Origin of the sequence: Nostoc sp. (assembly GCF_036916735.1) — a bacterium.
GTDB lineage: Bacteria > Cyanobacteriota > Cyanobacteriia > Cyanobacteriales > Nostocaceae > Nostoc.
Genome location: NZ_JBALFV010000072.1, coordinates 18717 through 37311, shown reverse-complemented (window position 1 = coordinate 37311; position 18595 = coordinate 18717). Strand labels below are relative to the sequence as shown.

Below are 18595 nucleotides of genomic sequence, written 5' to 3'. Positions count from 1 at the left end.
TAAGAATTCAAGCATAGTTTTGCTCACTTGAGGCTTAACTTATCTACATATTCTACTGTTAAACAAATGAAAAAAACCGTGGTTGCTAAAAATTTAACCACAGTTTTTACTTTATAAAACTTTACTTTTGTTAGCGTCTACAGACAATTAATCGCGGCCATTGATAGCAATTAGCAACCGCAAGATAAAGACGAACAAGTTGATGTAAGTAAGGTACATCGACAAAGCAGCAGGCAGATATTGTTCATCGCTGTAAGTGCGGGGCAAGATGTAGAAATCGACAACAGAAACCCCAACAAACAGGAATACTCCTAAACCGGAGATGCCAATTTCTAACCAATTTGGTGTGTAAACACCAAACATAGCAAACCCAAATTGGGTGAGGCAGACAACCACCAAGGCTATAACACCAAGATTGATGGTTTTCGTCAAAGCCATGCCATCTTGTTCAGAAAGATTTGAACCAATTTGACGGGCAGCAATAAAAGTGACACCACAACCAAGGGCAGCTAAACCAATGCCTTGAATGCCAACACCTTGGGATCTCAAAGCGACATATACCAAACCACTGAGAGTATATCCAGACAAGAGGCTGTAGGTTGCCAGCAGGGGTAGTGCAAGACCCTTATTACCTTTTTGGGCAACATTTTGGGCAACAAAGAACAAAATTAACTCTACAATCACCGCACCAATGAAGGTGGGAAAGAAGATTCCAGGGTTAGTACGGATAACTCCCAAACCGCCGTAGGTTCCTAATGCCGTTAGCACCAATCCACCACCGACGTAGGGGAGGGCGTTGGCGATTACGTTTGGGCCAACGAGGGCGTGAGATTTAGCCTCACGGAAAGCTTCACGAAAATTACTGGTATTGCTCATATTGAAAAACTGTTTTTTAGGAAAACGTTCTGCTTATTTCTATTCTTACCAAGATTTAGGGCAAGAAACCAGTAAGGGGTTACGTAAGGTAGAAGACAACTAAACAAAGAAGATTGTATAAGGTGGAAATTTTTATCTCAAAAACAAACATAACCTGCAACACATACGGCAATAAAATCATGCGTACAAATACTGAATTATGGAGTGCGACCCCTGACAAGTTCAGTGAAACGACGATAGCTTATTCTGCCCTTGCTGAGGAAAATAATAACAGCTTAGAAGAAAATATACGCAACTCCATTTTCCCAAGAATAGGAGTTATAACAAAGGAATGTATATGGCAGCAAGTGAGTCCTCTTTACGAACTGATGGTATAGAATTATTACACTTGTACCACCAGAATCCTTCTATTAAACTTCGTAATAAACTTGTACAGTTACATACTGGCTTAGTGCGGAAGATGGCTCATAAATTTAGCCATCAATGTAATGAACCTTATGAAGATTTAGAACAAATCGGTTATTTTGGTTTGATTAGGGCAATTGAGCGCTTCGATCCTAGCCAAGGATATGCTTTTAGTTCCTTTGCAGTGCCATATATTCGCGGTGAGATGCTGCACTTTTTGCGTGATCGCAGTACTCTATTAAAAATTCCCCGTCGTTGGCAAGAATTGTACAATGAAGGGCAAAAGATTCGCAAGGACTTGGCAATGTCTTTAGGTCGCCAGCCCAAAGACGCTGAAATTGCCAGCTACCTCCGGGTATCTGTGCAAGAATGGCAAGAAACCAAGTTAGCTGCTCAAAATCGGATGCCTTTGAGTTTAGATGCAACCGCAGTTAACTATGTTGATTGCCAAATAACCTTGGGTGAAGCACTTCCTTGTCCTCGTTCTCATGTACTTCTACAACAAGAAGAAGAACGCCAACAACTCCAAGGTGCAATCAATATGTTGGAAGAAAAGCCCCGCATGGCAGTTGAAATGGTGTTCTTAAAGGAACTTTCTCGCAAGGATGCTGCTAAAAACATTGGCACTAGTCCAATGACAGTAACGCGGTATTTGCAAAAGGGAATTCAAGATTTGATTTGTTATTTGCAACCACAGGTAATGCCTACCGGATCGTAGTCGTGCTAAGTCAAAAATCCAATGACTAATGACTAATGACTAGTTATCGAGATTTTAAATCAGCGATCGCACCTTTGGTCATAGCAGCAATAGCTTGGTCTGTCGCTTTCGGCAAATGATAATATTTACCGCCTGCTGTTTGCGATAATTCTTTGGCAAAGCCAGTAGACACAAATTTACTTTCCGTATCAATTACTAATAGTTGCATTCCCAAAGCCCGGATTCTGGCAGTAATTTCTAATAATTCTCCTTTGATATCTGGCTTTTCTCCGGGTTCTAGCTGTTCACCTAAAGAACGCGCTAGCGGAATATTACCCCGCCCATCAGTGATTGCTACAAGGACAACTTGCCCAATATCTCCACTCATCTGAGCATTTAAGCCGACGCGCACAGCTTGAGTTAAACCATGTGCTAAGGGCGAACCCCCACCACAGGGCAACCTTTCCAAACGGTTACGCGCTAGAGCAATAGAACGTGTTGGAGGCAATAATACCTCTGCCTGTTCTCCCCGGAAGGGAATTAATGCTATTTGGTCGCGGTTTTGATAAGCTTCTGTTAAGAGTTGCATCACCGCACCTTTAGCTGACTGCATTCGATTCAAGGCCATTGAACCAGAAGCATCTACCACAAACACTACCAACGCCCCCGCTTTACGTACCAGGCGTTTCGAGCGAATATCAGCCTGTTCGACAATAACTTTTCTATCTGGGTGTCTTTCTCTTCGTGCTTTTTGATAAGGAGCCGCAGCTCTCAGGGTAGCATCTACTGCAATGCGTCGCGCTTTCCCTTTGGGCAACATTGGCTTAATGTAGCGTCCCCTGTCATCGGAAAAGATGACACTGCGACTACCAGATTTACCTTGCCGCTTCGCCATTTGAGTAAAATACAGCACGTTGTCATCAAGGATAACCCCTTCTGGATCAAATATAAATTCTTCTGGGATGCTAGGGGGTTCTTGCTCTTGATTTTCTTCCTGTTCTTCTTGTTCCTCTTCTGATTCGTCTGGGGGTTCTTCTTGGTTCTGTTGCGGCGGTGGAGGCGGCGGTGGTGCTTGTTGTTCTGGTGGCGGTGTCTGCACAATTGTTGCCCGTGGTACAATCACTAGTTCTACAGCACGGCGTAAATCTTCGGCATTAACTGTTGTTCGTCCATCCATTGCCGCAGCAGCTTTGGCTACCCGCACAGCAAATAACTCGGCGCGATGTCCCTGAACTCCTCCGCGAATGGCCTCATCCACTAAGTAGGCAATTTGTTCATGGGTGATGGTTACTTCTTTCAACCATTCCCGTGCCAAGATGATTTGGGTTTTCAGGGAGTCTAAGTCTTCGTTGTACTGTTGAAGGAAGTCTTGAGGAGATTGAGAATAGGCGATCGCAACTTCAACTGCTTCTACTCTTTGATCTAAGCCGAGTACACCGTCAGCAGAGAGTGCGATCGCAATTCTATCTAGCAAATGCTCCCGTAATCCGCCTTCTTCTGGATTGTAGGTGGCAATAAATAGGGATTTGCACGGATGCTGAAAACTAATTCCTTCCCGTTCAATTTGGTTGCGTCCCTCAGATAATACTATTAGAAGCTGATTTGATATTTGGTCATCTAATAAATTAATTTCATCTACGTACAGTACACCTCGGTTTGCTGTAGCGAGTAACCCAGGTTGAAAAATGGTATCACCTTGTTTTACCGACTTTTCAACATCCACTGAACCGAGGAGTCTGTCTTCTGTAATACCTAGAGGAATTTGCAAAAAAGGTGCGGGGATAATTTCGACGGGCACATCTTGAATGTCTTTGTCTGCGTACTCAGCCAACAGTTGATCGTCCCATTCTTCGGCGTGGTTGGGGTCACAATTACTGATTGAGCCTTTGACAACTTCAATCGGCGGTAGTAGAGCGTGGATAGCACGAGCCATCACAGATTTTGCCGTACCGCGACGACCTGCGATCGCCACTCCTCCCAAACCAGGATCAACTGCGGCTAACAGCAAGGCTAATTTTATTGCTTCTTGACCGACTACGGCACTCAAAGGAAAGGCCGCGATCGTGGGATTAATAGTAGGCGCAGGCATTATTTTTTCATAGCGAGTCTCGGCCTTTAGCATACCAATTTCTGACACATTTAGAATAAGTATTATGGTAATGAAACAAAGATAAGGTTATGAGTATTGCTCAGGCTAAACGCTTCACACTAGCTGAATTCCACAGGCTGGGAGAATTGGGCTTTTTCCATGAAGATGACCACATTGAATTAATTAACGGGGAAATTATTGAAATGGCATCTAAAGGTACAGCTCATGAAACTTGTTTGCGAAACTTGTTGCAGGAACTTCTAAAAATTGTAGGTGATAGGGCAACTTTGCAATCTCAAGCTCCAATTGCTTTGCCACCTAATAGCGAACCTGAACCGAATTTTGCTATTCTTCAAAACCGAGATGATAATTATCTATCGTCTCACCTTAAAGCGGCTGATGTGTTCTTGGTGATGGAGGTTTCAGATTCTTCTTTGGATTATGACCAATATGTGAAAATTCCTCTCTATGCTAAAGCAGCTAGTGCTGATTATTGGATATTTAATTTATTCGATAATCATTTGGAATGTTCAGTGAAGCATATCAGGATAATCAATGTAAATATGGTTATTTAAATAAGCGAATTATCTTATCAAATCAGGTTATAAATTTTACTTGTTTTCCTGATTGATTTCTGGATTTAGTTAGGGTATTTCCGCCAAAGCTGAATTTTTATACTTGGCTATAGCAAGGATATAGGATAAGTCATGAGAGACAGGACTAATTTTTATGGCTTATAGTGATTTTAAACTTATTGAAGTTATTGATTCTTTTGGTTTAGTTATCCACGAGTCATCTGGACTGTTTATAAATGTACAGGAGCAATAATGTAGTAATTTATTATCTATTATTCTTAGGGAAAATGTTGATTTATCAGTAGCAATAAGTTCTGAAAAAGCTCGAAGTGAAATGATAATAAGTCCAATTTTATTAGAAATTAGACGCAAATTTAATTATGAAATCAGCTTTTTTTCAGGAGTTGATTTTACTGTTGATAGCCAACGAGGACTAAATGGCTTTTGTGATTTTATTTTGAGTCTTTCTAGCGAGCAATTGCTTGTACGTAGTCCGGTAATTGTCTTAGTAGAAAGTAAAAATGAGAATTTGAGGTCTGGTTTAGCACAATGTATTGCCGAAATGGTAGCTGCCCAGTTATTTAACGAGAGAGGTGGAAATCAAATCAAAGCTATATATGGTGCTGTTACTATCGGTACTATCTGGCAATTTCTCAAGCTTGAAGGTAATATAGTTTCGATTGATTTGAGTGAATATTATATTAAAGATGTTAAGAAAAATTTAGGTATTTTGTATAGTGCGATCGCCCAAAGTAAACTATAAATTATTTATTAGCTTACATATTTTTTAAATAATCCCATAAAGCATTTTTAAAGTTCATGGATATGAGTGAGTGCTTTTACTAAATCTTCATAAATAACTATATTGACATCCAGGAACAGTTATGCAAATGTATATTTAAGACAGCAAAGTAACCGCACTCTAAAGCGCTGGTTTTGGTAACTGTCTTAGCAGCAGAATTCCTAGTTTCCTGCCGAGCTTCGTGTCATCCCTTCGGTTGAGTATTTAGCCCAATTTAAAGTTAACTGATTGACTAGACTTTTAACGGGAAAACAAGATGTTTGGATGAATATTCAGGGGAAAGGATGACGCGGAACTTGGTAGGAAGCCAGGAATTATACAGCTAAGACTTAAACCAAACCAAAGCTTAGATAGCAAATTTTTTCAGAGAGGAAGATTCATTTTCGATAATTTACCTCGAAAGAAATTTGTTCAAGCTAGATGCGTGATATTCCAATGCTGTTGCACACAAAAGCAAAATGGAAAATCAATTAAATGAATCCTAAACAGAAGCGCAATAAGAAGCAGCAACTCCTTAATTTGTATGGATATTACTGTTGGTGGTGTTGTCAAAATTTACCACAAAAAATTTTGACATTTGATCACCTCTTACCTAAGAGTCGTGGCGGTTCTAATTCTTTTTAAAACTTACGACTTTCTTGTTTTCCATGCAATAATTCTCGTGGAAACAGTCTCTACCCCCCTGGCAGCAAAAAGCTTAACTGTTTTTAGTTACTGCCCCAATTGTATTAGGCTTTTATCTTGTAAGGTGGGCGTCTTGCCTACCTTTTCCATTTTATTAAATATCAGAGAAAGTAGATATTAAAAATGCACAAAATTTTGATATTCCATGATGAAAAACTTTTACGCCGTGCGCTTACACATCGTTCTTATGTCCATGAAAACCCTGGAGAAGGCGAACACAATGAACGCCTAGAATTCCTCGGTGATGCTGTGCTGAATTTCTTAAGTGGTGAGTATCTATACAAGTGTCATCCAGAAATGGGAGAAGATGAATTAACCCGGCGGCGTTCGGCGCTGGTAGATGAGAAGCAATTGGCAAAGTTCGCCGAGGAAGTAGGTTTAGACTTTAGGATGCGGTTAGGAAAAGGCGCAATTCGAGATGGAGGCTACCAAAATCCTAATTTGCTCAGTAGCACTTTTGAAGCTGTACTTGGTGCTTACTATTTAGATAATAATTCTAATATCGAAGCAGTTCGCGCAATTATAGAACCGCTGTTTGATTCTGTAGATCCTAAACATATAGTTGTGTCTCGTTCTAATGTAGACTCAAAAAATCGCTTTCAAGAATGGGTGCAACGCAACGTTACTCCAAATCCTCCTAAATATTTCACAGAACAAATAGGAGGGCCTTCTCACGCGCCAGAATTCATCGCAAAAGTATTGGTAGATGGAAAAATTTACGGCGAAGGTAAGGGACGCAACAAGAAAGATGCAGAAAAAGCTGCTGCTGAGGATGCGCTAGCTATGTTGAAAAAACAAGGTTTGTTGTAATAATGTTTTTTGATTTCACGCAGAGGCGTAAAGAATAGAATAATTTTACGTCTTTGCGCGAAATCAACTTTTTATTTATAAGGGTAAAATTACGGTGAAAGTGGAACCAACGCCTACCTTAGAGACTAGGTTAATTTGACCTTGTAGTAGTTTTACCAAGCGGGAGACGATCGCTAATCCCAATCCTGTACTATCAGGAAGATAGGGACGATCGCTAGCACTTACGCGAAAGTAGGGTTCAAATATCTGGGTTTGGTTTTCGGGTGCAATGCCAATTCCAGTGTCAGAAACTGCGATCGCCCATCTCTGATTCTCCAACACCTGACACATGATCATAACAGTCCCCGACTCTGTATAACGAATCGCATTACTAATAAGATTTGTGACAATCTGTTTAAATTGAAAAACATCTGTGATTAATTCTTTGGGAGCGCGATCGCAATCTACTACGATTTTTAAATTTTTCCCACCAGCTAAAGGTTCCAACATTTCACACACATTATTAATTAATTCACGCACATCGGTGGGTGCTAGTTGGAGTTTTATCTGCCCTGCATCATACCGCGAAAGTTCTAATACATCATTAATCAGGTGGAGTAATTGTCTACCATTGCGTAGTACACGTTCAATATGTTCTAGATTGACAGAAGTGTCTTTTAGCCGAGTTTTTCGTCGTTGTTGGCGTAAAAACAAATCCGAGTAACCAATAATGGAAGTTAAAGGATGTTTCAATTCATGGGCTAGTTGTGAAAGATACTCTTGATTTGCGCTAATCAAGCGCGTGAGTTCATCATTATGAAGTGTTAGTGATAACTGCAACTGCTGTAATTCTCGCAACCGCTCCTCAACATAACTCTTGAAACAGCGAGCGATCGCTTCGTCTATGATAGCGTCAATCAAACGCATGGAACGAATTATCTCTACAGGTGTTCCATCCAATAAATCTGCTTGGAGAGCATCAAATATTACTGTTCGCAGCAGATGATATTCTCTGGCAATTTCTGCTGTATCAAAGCCTTGTTCGGCTCGAATAGCTCCATGCTGAAAACTGGCAGTAACTATTGACTCAATATCATTCTCCTGATGTTTTGAAAGCACTGTCACCATTGCTTTCAAAACATCAGGGATGTGATCCTTTACTGCTGTGTAAGATAAGTCATCAGCACTTTCAATCCGTCTATCCTTACGAACTGCTGCAACCCATTTATCGAGGATGGTGTCCGTTTTTTCAGCCAGTACTTGACTAAAATCCATTATGTTAAATATCAGCTAGGAGATAGATAAGTAAACTTCTATATCCAACTAGTTTAGCGAGTGCAGGGAGTAAATATCAAATTTAACAATTTAGTTCACCTACCAAAAGGAATAGATTATATATACTCTTTTGCTTGCTGATTAACTAACCCTATCTAAAAAATCTTCAGTACAGGTTGTATTTAAAAATACTATTTAAATATGTAATATTCTTGTTGCTTGGCTCAACTGTATTGTTTAGCTGTCTGTACAAGGAGTTCACTCACAACATAACTAAAAAGCAAGTTTTAATTATTACCATAAATTAAAATTAAATGCTTAAATCTGGTATTAAAATTAACAATATTTATCATAAGACAGATGGCTTTTACTGAGCATTGATGTTATATTGTGCATAATTTAGTATCCATTAGAGTAAGTCAGCCTAATTCAGCGTGTCACAGTGCATAACGCTGGAGCGGAGGAACCAAATTGTGGGGCGTATCTCCTAGAAAGTGAGGAGTTGAAAGTGAGAAGTTGGAAGTTACTAATACATTTAACTCATAACTGATAACTCATAACTTTCTAGAGAAGGGCATCTCTCAGCCCTAGCCCGTCAGCTAACTTCGTAGGCATTGAGAGGAGACTGAAGAGACGGCATTTTTATAGTGTTCCGATCTCATCGGTGTCCAAGGCTGGTACTGCTCGGATTTTTTGTACCTGCACTTAAATCTGTTGAGGTCATAAATGATATTTCTATTAAATTTAGCAGCGGTCGCAGCGATCGCCAGACAAGCTGCTTGGAAAAAGGCAAAACCTGTCATAGTTAGAGATGTCTTCTTTCTACCTGTGTTGGGATTTTTAGGAATAATTGTGTTGTGGTGGATTATTGCACTTGCTAACCATGAATTGATGCCCACCCCACCAGAAGCGTTAATTGCTAATCTAGACTACATCTTAAATCCCTTCTACCAGCGAGGCCCGGGCAACTTAGGAATTGGTTGGCTATTGATTGCAAGTCTGCGCCGGGTATTAATAGGCTTTTTGTTAGGTGCGGTAGTAGCAATTCCTCTGGGGTTTTTAATTGGCATGTCTAGATCGGCAATGTTAGCGCTCAATCCGATCATTCAAATTTTTAAACCTGTATCACCCTTAGCTTGGCTACCCATCGCCTTAGCAATTTTCAATTTAGCAGATCCTTCAGCCATTTTTGTCATCTTTATTACTTCTTTATGGCTGACAATTATTAATACTGCTTTAGGAGTTTCTAGCGTTTCCAAAGATTATTTAGATGTGGCACGAGTGTTAGAAATGCCCCGTTGGCGACGGATTATAAAAATAATTTGGTCTGCAAGTTTACCATATATTTTTACAGGTTTGTGAATTAGTTTAGGGATAGCTTGGCTGGTAATCGTTGCCGTAGAAATGCTTACAGGTGGTATTGGTATCGGCTTTTTTGTCTGGGATGAATGGAGTCGCTTAAACCTGAGTTCAGTATTTTTAGCTGTGTTCATAATTGGCTTAACTGGGTTAATTCTAGATTACACCGTGGGTAAAATTCAAGAATTAGTAACTCATCGCCCTAAAACTTCCAACTAACAAAATTTGGCTGCTATCAAAACAGCAGAGACTTTGCGCCTGAAGCGTGAGTAATTAATCACCAATGGAACTACAAGAATGGGTGATATTAACTGGACTCGACGAGATATTATTAAGGGAATAGGAGCAACAACGGCGGGAATGGCGCTGTCCTCCTGTAGTATTTCAGGAGATAGATCAGCCAAAGGATTGACCGAAGAAGCTTTAGCTGTGCAACCAGTAGTTAAAAGCGGCGAGTTAGAAAAAGCTGATCTTACAGTTGGTTACATTCCTGTTAATGATTGTGCGCCATTTGCGATCGCCTGGAAAAAAGGCTTCTTCCGCAAATATGGTTTGAAAATCACACTCAACCGCGAAGCCAGTTGGGCTACCTCTCGCGACGGTTTAATTTTTGGTCGCCTGGATGCTTCACCTGTAGTATCTGGTGCCATTACCAACGCCAGAATTGGTGCTGAAGGCGCACGCCACGCCCCATTGTGTGCAGCCATGACCATTCACCGCCACGGTAACGCCATGACGATGAACAAAGCCATGTGGGATTTTGGGCTACGTCCGTGGTACGAGTATCAAGAAAAATATGGCGATGGTGCTTTGGAAGCCTTTGGACGCGATTTCCGAGGCTACTTTGACCAGCAACCGCCAGAAGGCAAAGTTTGGGCAGAGAAGTATTTATAGATAACAAAGGCTTCGACCCCAGCGATCCTGTGGGTTATCTGAATAGTTTTGCCATCAGGGCTAACGCTCCCACTAACTTTTTCATGTCTTAAATCCCTGCCAATTTGGGATTTTAGATTTTAGATTTTAGATTTTAGATTTGGGTTCCTTGGTTTTTGCTCTGTCGCTTTTGAGTGGAATAAACATAGAATCCGACGCTTTTACGTCGCTCTAAGCGAAGCCATGCCGTTGGCGTTCGCCTAGCGTGTCGCAGACAAGCCTCTCGAAGAGAAGGCTTTACGATGCGCTATCAGCAGCCCAGCATTCTTTTGATCAGGAACAATCTAAAATTGCAAATCTAAAATCCAAAATTGATTGACTAAATTATTCCCGGAGCATTTTGATGATGGAATATACCTCATTACCTATTAATACCCAAACCGAAGTTCTGCCCCGCCCTGGATTTTTAGAAATTGAAAATTTAGTCAAGTCTTATCCGACACCTGATAAAGATAACTTTATCGTTTTAGATGGAGTTAATCTGACGATTGGTGAAGATGAATATATTTCTGTAATTGGTCACTCAGGTTGTAGAAAATCAACCCTAGTAAAGATAGTAGCTGGTTTAGAAAAAGCCACTTCCGGCTCAGTACGGCTAGATGGAAAAGAAATTCGTCAGCCAGGAGCCGAGCGGATGATGGTATTTCAGAACTATTCGCTGTTACCTTGGTTAACAGTACGAGAAAATATCCGTTTAGCCGTAGATGAAGTGTTAAAAAATGCTAATCGTGCCGAGAAAATTAGCATTGTAAATCAACACTTGGCAATGGTAAACTTGACGGCGGCGGCTGACAAATATCCTGATGAAATTTCTGGAGGTATGAAACTACGAGTAGGTATTGCTAGAGCTTTAGCAATTCGTCCTAAAATGTTGCTAATGGATGAACCTTTTGGGGCATTAGATGCGCTAACTCGTGGCAAATTGCAACGGCAGGTATTGGATATTTGGGAAAATAATCGTCAAGCAGTGATGATGATTACCCACGATGTTGATGAAGCAATTTATATGTCTGATCGCATCGTATTGATGACCAATGGCCCGGCTGCTAGTATAGGAGAGATATTAGAAGTTCCTTTTGAGCATCCACGCGTTAGCGAAGCTCCTATGAAAGAGGCTCGCGCGGCCATGCGAAACTCAAAAGAATATTTTGAACTTCGCAATCATGCCCGAAATTTCCTTGATCGATATTTTGCTCAAGAGGAGTAAATTAGATTATCATTTTTTTTAGTGGGTAGCCTAATTCAAATTTATGAAAGCTGAATTTGGAACGGAGGAACCATATTGTGGGGCGTATCTTGCAGAGAGCGGCTATTTGAGAGTAAAAAGTGAAGAATAATTAATCTTTAACTCAGCACGGGCTAAACGCCCCTCTACCGCTAACAGCACTCAGCACTCCTAAGAGAGAGACACCTTCCAGTCTTAGCCCGTCAGCTAACTCCGTAGGCAATGGAAGGAACCCCCAAGACTTTGGCTGTAATACAGTTATTATTGGGGTTTCCTTGATTGATTTAAGATTTTAAATTTTGGTTATCGTCACTCAATCTCAAATCCAAAATCGTTCGACTGAGCGACTTGCCTTAAGCGTTCGCGCAGCGTCTCGTAGAGAAGCCGAAAGGAGCCGAAGTCCAAAATCTCAAATTGATCGCCCTGCTTCTCATTGTTAATTCATTTCATTGGGAGAAGTAAAGCTGTGCAAATTAAGCCAATGTTAACACGTCTGCAAAGTGCCACAGGCCGAGATGACTTAATTGAACAAATGGTACTGTTGCCAGAACCAAAAAAACCTTTTTCTAAAAAACCTCAACAAGCAAAAGCAGTTAATTTAATTGTTGCTTATGACGCATCTCCTAACAGTCATACAGCGCTAGATATTGCTTTCTGGATTGCCCATCAAACGCGTTTAGCTACTAATGCAGAAGTCACAGTTCAAGCCGTTTATGTACTAGAAGACAATTCAATAAGCCAGTATCCAAATGTCTTGAGCTTACCAATACAACAGCCTCCATTTGAGTGCCAAATCAGTGAAATATCAAAGTCTGCCATACAGGTATTAACTCAACCCCAATTGCAGACAGTGGTAACTCCTCTGCAACAAGCAGATATAATTCTCTGGCAAGCCCGAAGTCTGGCTGAAGAATGGCAAGGTTCCTTCAAATCTCATTTACGGTTTGGCTGCATTTCTACAGAACTTAAAAAAGTTGTTGAATCAGAAGCTGCCGATATTCTGTTTCTCGGTTGCAACTCTGTAAATCATCCGATGATTGAGGCACTAGGTTCTAATTTCCCCTGTGCCGTTTTAGGTATTCCCAGTTGTATTGATGAATAATTACTGTTCAAGATTTTAGTAATTTTTATCTAATTGTAATGATAGATAAGTCACCTACAACTAGGTGACTTTTTTTTGTTAGTGGGAAATCTGGGGTCAAGATTCGTTTTATAGCAAGTCCGGTTAATCACTTATGATTACTGCATCTGTGCAAAAATCCCAAAAGCCTCTTTCCCCCTGCCCCCTGCTCCCAGCAAGAACTGCGATCTAAATAATAAGTCTTTACCTGGACATGATATTAGAAGCTCTTTTAGGCTGATGCACCATCTTTAAAATAAGTTTCCTGCATTAATTAATTTAAAAAATTGCGAAATTTGTTTAGTCGAGCGAATATGATAAACATTTTTGATGCTTTGAGCCTGCTCGATATATTCACGATATTTTGGGGTTAAATATTTATGACACAACCAAAGCACGCGGTAGCTACTAAGTGAACTTCTTAATATTGGACTATTGGAGGGCCAGCCTTCTGGCGGTTTAAAGTAACCTGTGATTAGTCGTTTAGTTACCCACCATCCATGCATATATAGCGGTAAATCGACAAAAACCAGAGTATCCGCCTCGTCGAGTCGTAGCCAAAGAGTTTCTATGCAACCAAACCCATCAATAATCCATCGGTCAGTAACTAAAATTTGCTGATGGGCGTGCTTATAATCTTCATGTGGAACCTCTGTGCCTCCTGATTGATATTTAATCTTGTCCAAGACATAAAGTGGCAAACCTGTGATTTGAGATAATCTTTTGCCTAGAGTTGATTTCCCGCCTCCAGCATTGCCAAACACCGCTACTTTTTTCATCGCCACTCTCCTTTTAATGCAATATATAGCATAGAGAGATGTCTACGAATAAAAAGGATGCGATGCCTTTGGCGGGCTACGCCTACGCTAAAACTTATATTTAAGTATAATGAAGTAATTTTATATTTAAGTATATACGTATTTATATGAAAAATTATCTTGATTAAATATCTCAAAAAGATTGCTAGTAAGTCATTTGATGATTATTTGCAAAAATATTTATAATAATTCTTTGATAATTGATATTAATTACAACAGAAAGTAAATTAGGGGCAGAATTCAAGTGGTATTGCAACTAGTAGCTTCGGTTTTGTACGTGTTAGTTCGCTTTTTGCTTTAGATAAACCTAATCTAATTAAATGTTAGGAATAGCTCAGGAGATAAATTCCCGACTTTTGGTGATAAGCCGGGTTTCTAGGTATTATCTTTATTTATACCCAATTATTTATCAATCCTGAGTTATTCCTAGTATTTAATTAGGTGTAGTACGTCTCTTAAGACGCTATAACCAGCTAAATCCCAAAGTAAATAGGCTAGAAAACCAATTGCTGCAAAACGACCATTCCAAATTTCGGCTTGGGGTGTCCAGCCAAACAGAAATTCATTGCGATCGCGTCCGTTGTATTCTGTTGCAACAGGTGGTAAATCTGTAGAAGGACGAGTCTCTTGAGTTGCCATTTTTTTCTCCAATATCTAGTGGTTTTTCAAGTGTTTAATGTCTAGTAGCCAATTATGTGTAAAACGTCCCTTAAGACGCTATAACCAGCTAAATCCCAAAGTAAATAGGCAAAAAAGCCAATCATTGCCAAATGACCTTTCCAAATTTTCGCTTGAGGAGTCTAACCAAACAGAATTTCATTGCGATTTTTACCATTCCATTCTGTTGGAAATAGTGGCAAATCTATGGAATAACGATTTGCCATTTTTTATCCTCAACAATTCATTTGTTAACTTTAATGTAGCTATTTGTAATTAGACTTATTTCTGTCTCTGGGTACAAACCGTAGGCACTTCTTCTGGACGATTATCAGATACGTATTTTTTTAAACAAATCCACCTTGAGAGGGTGACCAAAAACAAATATGTAAACAAATGTAAAGACCTGAAAAGAAAACTATAATTCAAATAGAATCAATCGCTACAAATCAGCAATAAAAAAGTAAAAATTAGCTATACATAATTAAAATTAGGTGGTAATTTGATAAGATTCTCACTGAAGATCATAAAAGTTATATCTTTCGCTGGATACACTTTTCAATCTTTAGAGAGATGCTTTAAATAGGGGACTTCCAGGATTCTGAGCTAATGAGTTAGGTATTGCCATAGGTACAAACATACATAAATACTAAGAGTTGCTTCTCAACAAAATCTTAATCCCCAAACTTAAACCTTAGAAGAAGGAAATACAATGTTCCAAAGTACGGAAATCATCCTGGGACTCTACAAACCACTATTGTGGTTGGCACAGGTTCCAGGAGAATCCTCAAACGTCACCCCAGCACAGGCATCGGTTCTCACTTCAGGGCCGCGCTTTTTTGTGGCTTTAATCTCCGGCGTGATTTTAGCCTTTGCTTTCCAATTAGTTCTAACTAATCTTTCCCTTGCAGCCGGTATTTCCTACCTGGGGCACTCATCTGAGTCGGATTCAGATAGTGGGGAAGCTGGAAGTTTGGGCGGTAACATTCGCAAAATTGGCACCGCAGTGGGGATTTGGACATTAGTCACTGTGACGATCGCCTTATTAATTGCCTGTTTTCTTGCAGTAAAATTGAGCCTGGTAATCTTAGACCCAGCATTGGGAGCGATTCTCGGTTTGGTAATTTGGGGTGCTTACTTTTTACTCCTGGTCTGGGTTAGTTCCACTACCGTAGGTTCCTTAATTGGTTCAGTTGTCAATACGGCAACTTCTGGTTTTCAGGCGATTATGGGCACAGCCACCGCCGCACTGGGCGCAAAGGCTATTAATAACCAAGTTGTAGCAACAGCTGAAGCCGCCGCAGCTGCCGTTCGCCGGGAACTAGGAAGCGCCATCGACCCTTCAAGTATCCGGGAGAATATAGAAGATTATTTAGACAAGTTGCGTCCTCCAGAGCTAGATTTGTCAAAGATTCGGAGTGACTTTGAAAATTTACTCAACGATCCGCAATTAAAAGCGATCGCGGGGACTTCAGATATTCGCAACATCGACCGTCAAAAGTTTATCGAGTTAGTCAGCAGTCGCACCGACCTTTCCAAAAAAGATGTTAGCCGCATTGCTGATACGTTGTATAAAGTTTGGCAGCAAGTAGTGAGTCAGCAATCACCCACCGAAGACCGCCTGGGTGAGTTAATGGATTATCTGAAATCACTTCCAGCAGGACAAAACAAGACAGATGAACTCAACGCCAAACTGGATAGGTTATTAGCAGAAAAGGGTGGCTCTAAAGAAGCTGACCAAAACCAAAAGGCAGCCGCAGGCCCAATACAAAGTACAATCCAGCAAGGACTATCCGCTTTAACCGCCACTGTGCTGGGACGGGCAGATTTGCCTGATTTGGATGTGGAAAAAATCTTGCGTAGTCTCACTACTGCCAAAGATAAAGTCACCCAACAAGCAGATAAGCTAGGGTTGCCAACACCATCAGAACCCTATAGCCCAATTCGGGCTGATGTCGAAAACTACCTACATAACACTTATGCTTGGCAACTAAGCCAGGAAAAAATTGCCCAAGAATTTCGTGATGTCCTCTACGACCCAGCAGGTGACCCAGGAATAGTCCGCAGGGAACTAGAACGATTATCCCGTAACGATTTCGCCAATATCTTGCAACAACGCGGACTCCTTACCCAAGCCCAAATTCGGCGCATTGCAGATCAGTTAGAAACTGTTCGCAAAGATGTGCTAGTGATAGTCACAGGTATTGAAGAAAGAGAAATAGTCCAAGACTTGCAACGGGCAGTGGAAAGTTATCTGCTGGTTACCCCGAAAGCAGAATTGACAGTACAAGGCATTGAGCAGAATTTCAAACCACTGATCCAAGATCCAGATGCAGATTATGAAACTCTGACATTGCGGCTAGCCCACCTTGATCGTCAGGAAATGCGGTCAATATTGCTGCAACGTAATGATGTCCAGCTATATGAAGTAGATAGCATTCTCGACGAGTTGGAAAAACAACGCGATCGCGTTTTGGTAGAATCCAAAGGGCTAGCAGAACAGGCGCAATATCAAGCAGAAACCCTGTGGCTGAATGTAGAATCATATCTGCGTAATACTGGGAAATCAGAACTGAATCCTGATGCTATCCGCGCAGAGTTCAAAAAGCTACTGGAAGATCCGCAAGCTGGAATTAGCTCAATTCGGGCGCGGTTGTCTCGCTTTGACCGTGATACCTTGGTGCAATTGTTGAGTCAGCGCGAAGATTTGAGTGAAGATCAAGTTAATCAAATCATCAATACTGCTGAGGAGTCGTGGTATAACATTCGCCACACACCCCAAGCTGTAGTGGATAAAGCCAAAGAGCAATACGACTCTGTTACTACCACGATCGCAGATTATCTGCGGAATACTGGTAAACAAGAATTGAACCCAGAAGGTATCCAGCGAGATTTGACCAGATTGTTTGAAAATCCCCAAGAGGGAGCCGTAGCACTGCGCCGTCGATTATCGCAGGTAGACCGGGATACACTGGTGAAGTTGCTCAGTCAACGTCAAGACTTGAGTGAAGAACAAGTCAATGAAATCATTGATTCTACCCAAAATTCGATTCGCAACTTTGTACGTGCGCCTCGTCGTTTAGCTACCCGCACACAGCAAAGAGTGGAAACATTCAAAAATAATGTGGAAGAGTATCTACGCCAAACTGGTAAAGAAGAACTTAATCCTGAAGGTATTAAACGCGACTTACAACTACTTTTGCACGATCCGCGAGTTGGGGTAGAAAGTTTTAGCGATCGCCTTTCGCATTTTGACCGTTCTACGATCATCGCTCTGCTGAAAATTCGCGAAGATATTTCCGATGAAGAAGCAGCGCGGATTGCCGATAACATCGTATCCGTAAGGGAGCAATTTGTAGAACAAGTGCGGAATATCCAAAGAGGTATTCAAGATGCGATTGATGGGGTTTTTGCCCGCATCCGTAACTATCTCAACTCCTTGGATCGCCCAGAACTTAACTATGATAGTATCAAGGGCGATGTCCGCACATTTTTTGACGATCCGCAAGCGGGGTTTGATGCCCTGCGCGATCGCCTCTCCTCTTTCGACCGTGATACCCTGGTGGCAATAATGAGTTCTCGTGAGGACATCTCTGAGGAAGATGCCAACCGGATCATTGATCAAATTGAACGGGCCCGCAACACAGTATTGCAACGTGCAGAACGCATACAGCAAGAAGCCCAACGCCGCCTAGAACAGGTAAAACATCAAGCACAGCGTCAAGCAGAAGAAACCCGCAAAGCCGCAGCGACAGCAGCTTGGTGGCTATTTGCTACAGCATCAGTTTCCGCGATTTTCTCAGCATTAGGAGGAGTAATCGCTGTAGTTACGCAGTAATTTAACAAGTTTTCTCCGCTAAATTTTAAGCCTCCTATACTAGGAGGCTTTTTTATATTTGGGATATCATATTATGTCTGCTTGATTGCTTATTAAACAATACAATACGCTTGGGTTCAGCCCCAAATCCAATGCAAGAGATGTTGCATTGCAACGTCTCTACATACCTAAAATCAATGCCAAAAATCTTTAACCCAAGCGTATTAGCTTATTAAAACCGAATAAACCCAGATTAAATAAGGCTTTTGGAATCTGTAATTACTATAACTATGCCTTTAAATATAGTCATATATGAATATCCTTTACCACTCTAATCTCAGCAATTAGATGGGTGAAAATAGATTTCTTTAATGCTTTAATGTGATTAAATAACTTGCAATAAAATCTGAGCCTATTCTCAATAGAGCGCCTCGTAATTTTTGCAAGTTAATAATTTTTACCTAAGTGGCAATT

11 protein-coding genes, 4 pseudogenes and 2 riboswitches are annotated in these 18595 nt (G+C 40.8%); of the genes and pseudogenes, 9 read left to right on the top strand and 6 right to left on the bottom strand.

Features of this window, described 5'->3' with window-relative positions; translation table 11 throughout:
- Window positions 1–147 precede the first annotated feature (147 nt).
- The gene (locus V7L20_RS17645; RefSeq protein ID WP_334745331.1) at window positions 148–876 is read right to left on the bottom strand and encodes a Bax inhibitor-1/YccA family protein; all 729 of its coding nucleotides are present in this window, start codon (window positions 874–876) and stop codon (window positions 148–150) included.
- A gap of 337 nt (window positions 877–1213) precedes the next feature.
- Here V7L20_RS17645 and V7L20_RS17640 point away from each other — a divergent pair, with 337 nt between their 5' ends.
- Window positions 1214–1999, top strand: a complete 786-nt coding sequence (locus V7L20_RS17640) for an RNA polymerase sigma factor SigF (protein WP_334745330.1) — start codon at window positions 1214–1216, stop codon at window positions 1997–1999.
- Between the two features lie 43 nt (window positions 2000–2042).
- On the opposite strand, the gene bchD is transcribed toward V7L20_RS17640, so the two are convergent.
- Entirely contained in the window at window positions 2043–4067 is a 2025-nt protein-coding gene (gene bchD, locus V7L20_RS17635; RefSeq protein ID WP_334745352.1) for a magnesium chelatase ATPase subunit D, read from the bottom strand.
- An 89-nt stretch (window positions 4068–4156) separates the two neighbouring features.
- On the opposite strand from bchD, the pseudogene V7L20_RS17630 reads away from it, so the two are divergent.
- The 3 genes and pseudogenes from V7L20_RS17630 (at window position 4157) to rnc (ending at window position 6938) form a co-directional block, all read left to right on the top strand.
- Window positions 4157–4698: pseudogene (locus tag V7L20_RS17630) on the top strand (Uma2 family endonuclease).
- Between the two features lie 278 nt (window positions 4699–4976).
- Window positions 4977–5405, top strand: coding sequence for a hypothetical protein (locus V7L20_RS17625; RefSeq protein WP_334745329.1), 429 nt, complete (start codon window positions 4977–4979; stop codon window positions 5403–5405).
- An 846-nt stretch (window positions 5406–6251) separates the two neighbouring features.
- Window positions 6252–6938: a ribonuclease III gene (rnc, locus tag V7L20_RS17620; RefSeq protein WP_334745328.1), complete on the top strand. Its 687-nt coding sequence runs from the start codon at window positions 6252–6254 to the stop codon at window positions 6936–6938.
- Window positions 6939–7013: 75 nt separating this feature from the next.
- On the opposite strand, the gene V7L20_RS17615 is transcribed toward rnc, so the two are convergent.
- Window positions 7014–8192 (bottom strand): sensor histidine kinase, encoded by a 1179-nt coding sequence (locus V7L20_RS17615; RefSeq protein ID WP_334745327.1) that lies wholly within the window; start codon window positions 8190–8192, stop codon window positions 7014–7016.
- 411 nt (window positions 8193–8603) lie between these two features.
- A riboswitch (cyclic di-AMP (ydaO/yuaA leader) is annotated at window positions 8604–8821 on the top strand.
- Window positions 8822–8918: 97 nt separating this feature from the next.
- Between V7L20_RS17615 and ntrB the strand changes: the two are divergent.
- From ntrB to V7L20_RS17595, 4 genes and pseudogenes are all read left to right on the top strand, one after another.
- Window positions 8919–9770: pseudogene (gene ntrB / locus V7L20_RS17610) on the top strand (nitrate ABC transporter permease).
- A gap of 78 nt (window positions 9771–9848) precedes the next feature.
- A pseudogene (locus V7L20_RS17605) lies at window positions 9849–10430 on the top strand (ABC transporter substrate-binding protein); the annotation flags it as partial.
- Window positions 10431–10830: 400 nt separating this feature from the next.
- Window positions 10831–11691: an ABC transporter ATP-binding protein gene (locus tag V7L20_RS17600; RefSeq protein ID WP_334745351.1), complete on the top strand. Its 861-nt coding sequence runs from the start codon at window positions 10831–10833 to the stop codon at window positions 11689–11691.
- Between the two features lie 38 nt (window positions 11692–11729).
- A riboswitch (cyclic di-AMP (ydaO/yuaA leader) is annotated at window positions 11730–11946 on the top strand.
- Between the two features lie 244 nt (window positions 11947–12190).
- Complete coding sequence (locus tag V7L20_RS17595) at window positions 12191–12811, top strand: universal stress protein (protein ID WP_334745350.1); 621 nt, start codon at window positions 12191–12193, stop codon at window positions 12809–12811.
- Between the two features lie 269 nt (window positions 12812–13080).
- Here the strand turns inward: V7L20_RS17595 and V7L20_RS17590 are convergent, their stop codons facing one another.
- From V7L20_RS17590 to V7L20_RS17580, 3 genes and pseudogenes are all read right to left on the bottom strand, one after another.
- Window positions 13081–13608: an adenylate kinase gene (locus V7L20_RS17590; protein WP_334745326.1), complete on the bottom strand. Its 528-nt coding sequence runs from the start codon at window positions 13606–13608 to the stop codon at window positions 13081–13083.
- Between the two features lie 465 nt (window positions 13609–14073).
- Window positions 14074–14286: a high light inducible protein gene (locus V7L20_RS17585; RefSeq protein ID WP_334745325.1), complete on the bottom strand. Its 213-nt coding sequence runs from the start codon at window positions 14284–14286 to the stop codon at window positions 14074–14076.
- A 41-nt stretch (window positions 14287–14327) separates the two neighbouring features.
- Window positions 14328–14531: pseudogene (locus V7L20_RS17580) on the bottom strand (high light inducible protein).
- Between the two features lie 485 nt (window positions 14532–15016).
- Between V7L20_RS17580 and V7L20_RS17575 the strand changes: the two are divergent.
- Window positions 15017–18142, top strand: a complete 3126-nt coding sequence (locus V7L20_RS17575; RefSeq protein WP_334745324.1) for an MFS transporter — start codon at window positions 15017–15019, stop codon at window positions 18140–18142.
- The last annotated feature ends 453 nt before the right edge of the window (window positions 18143–18595 follow it).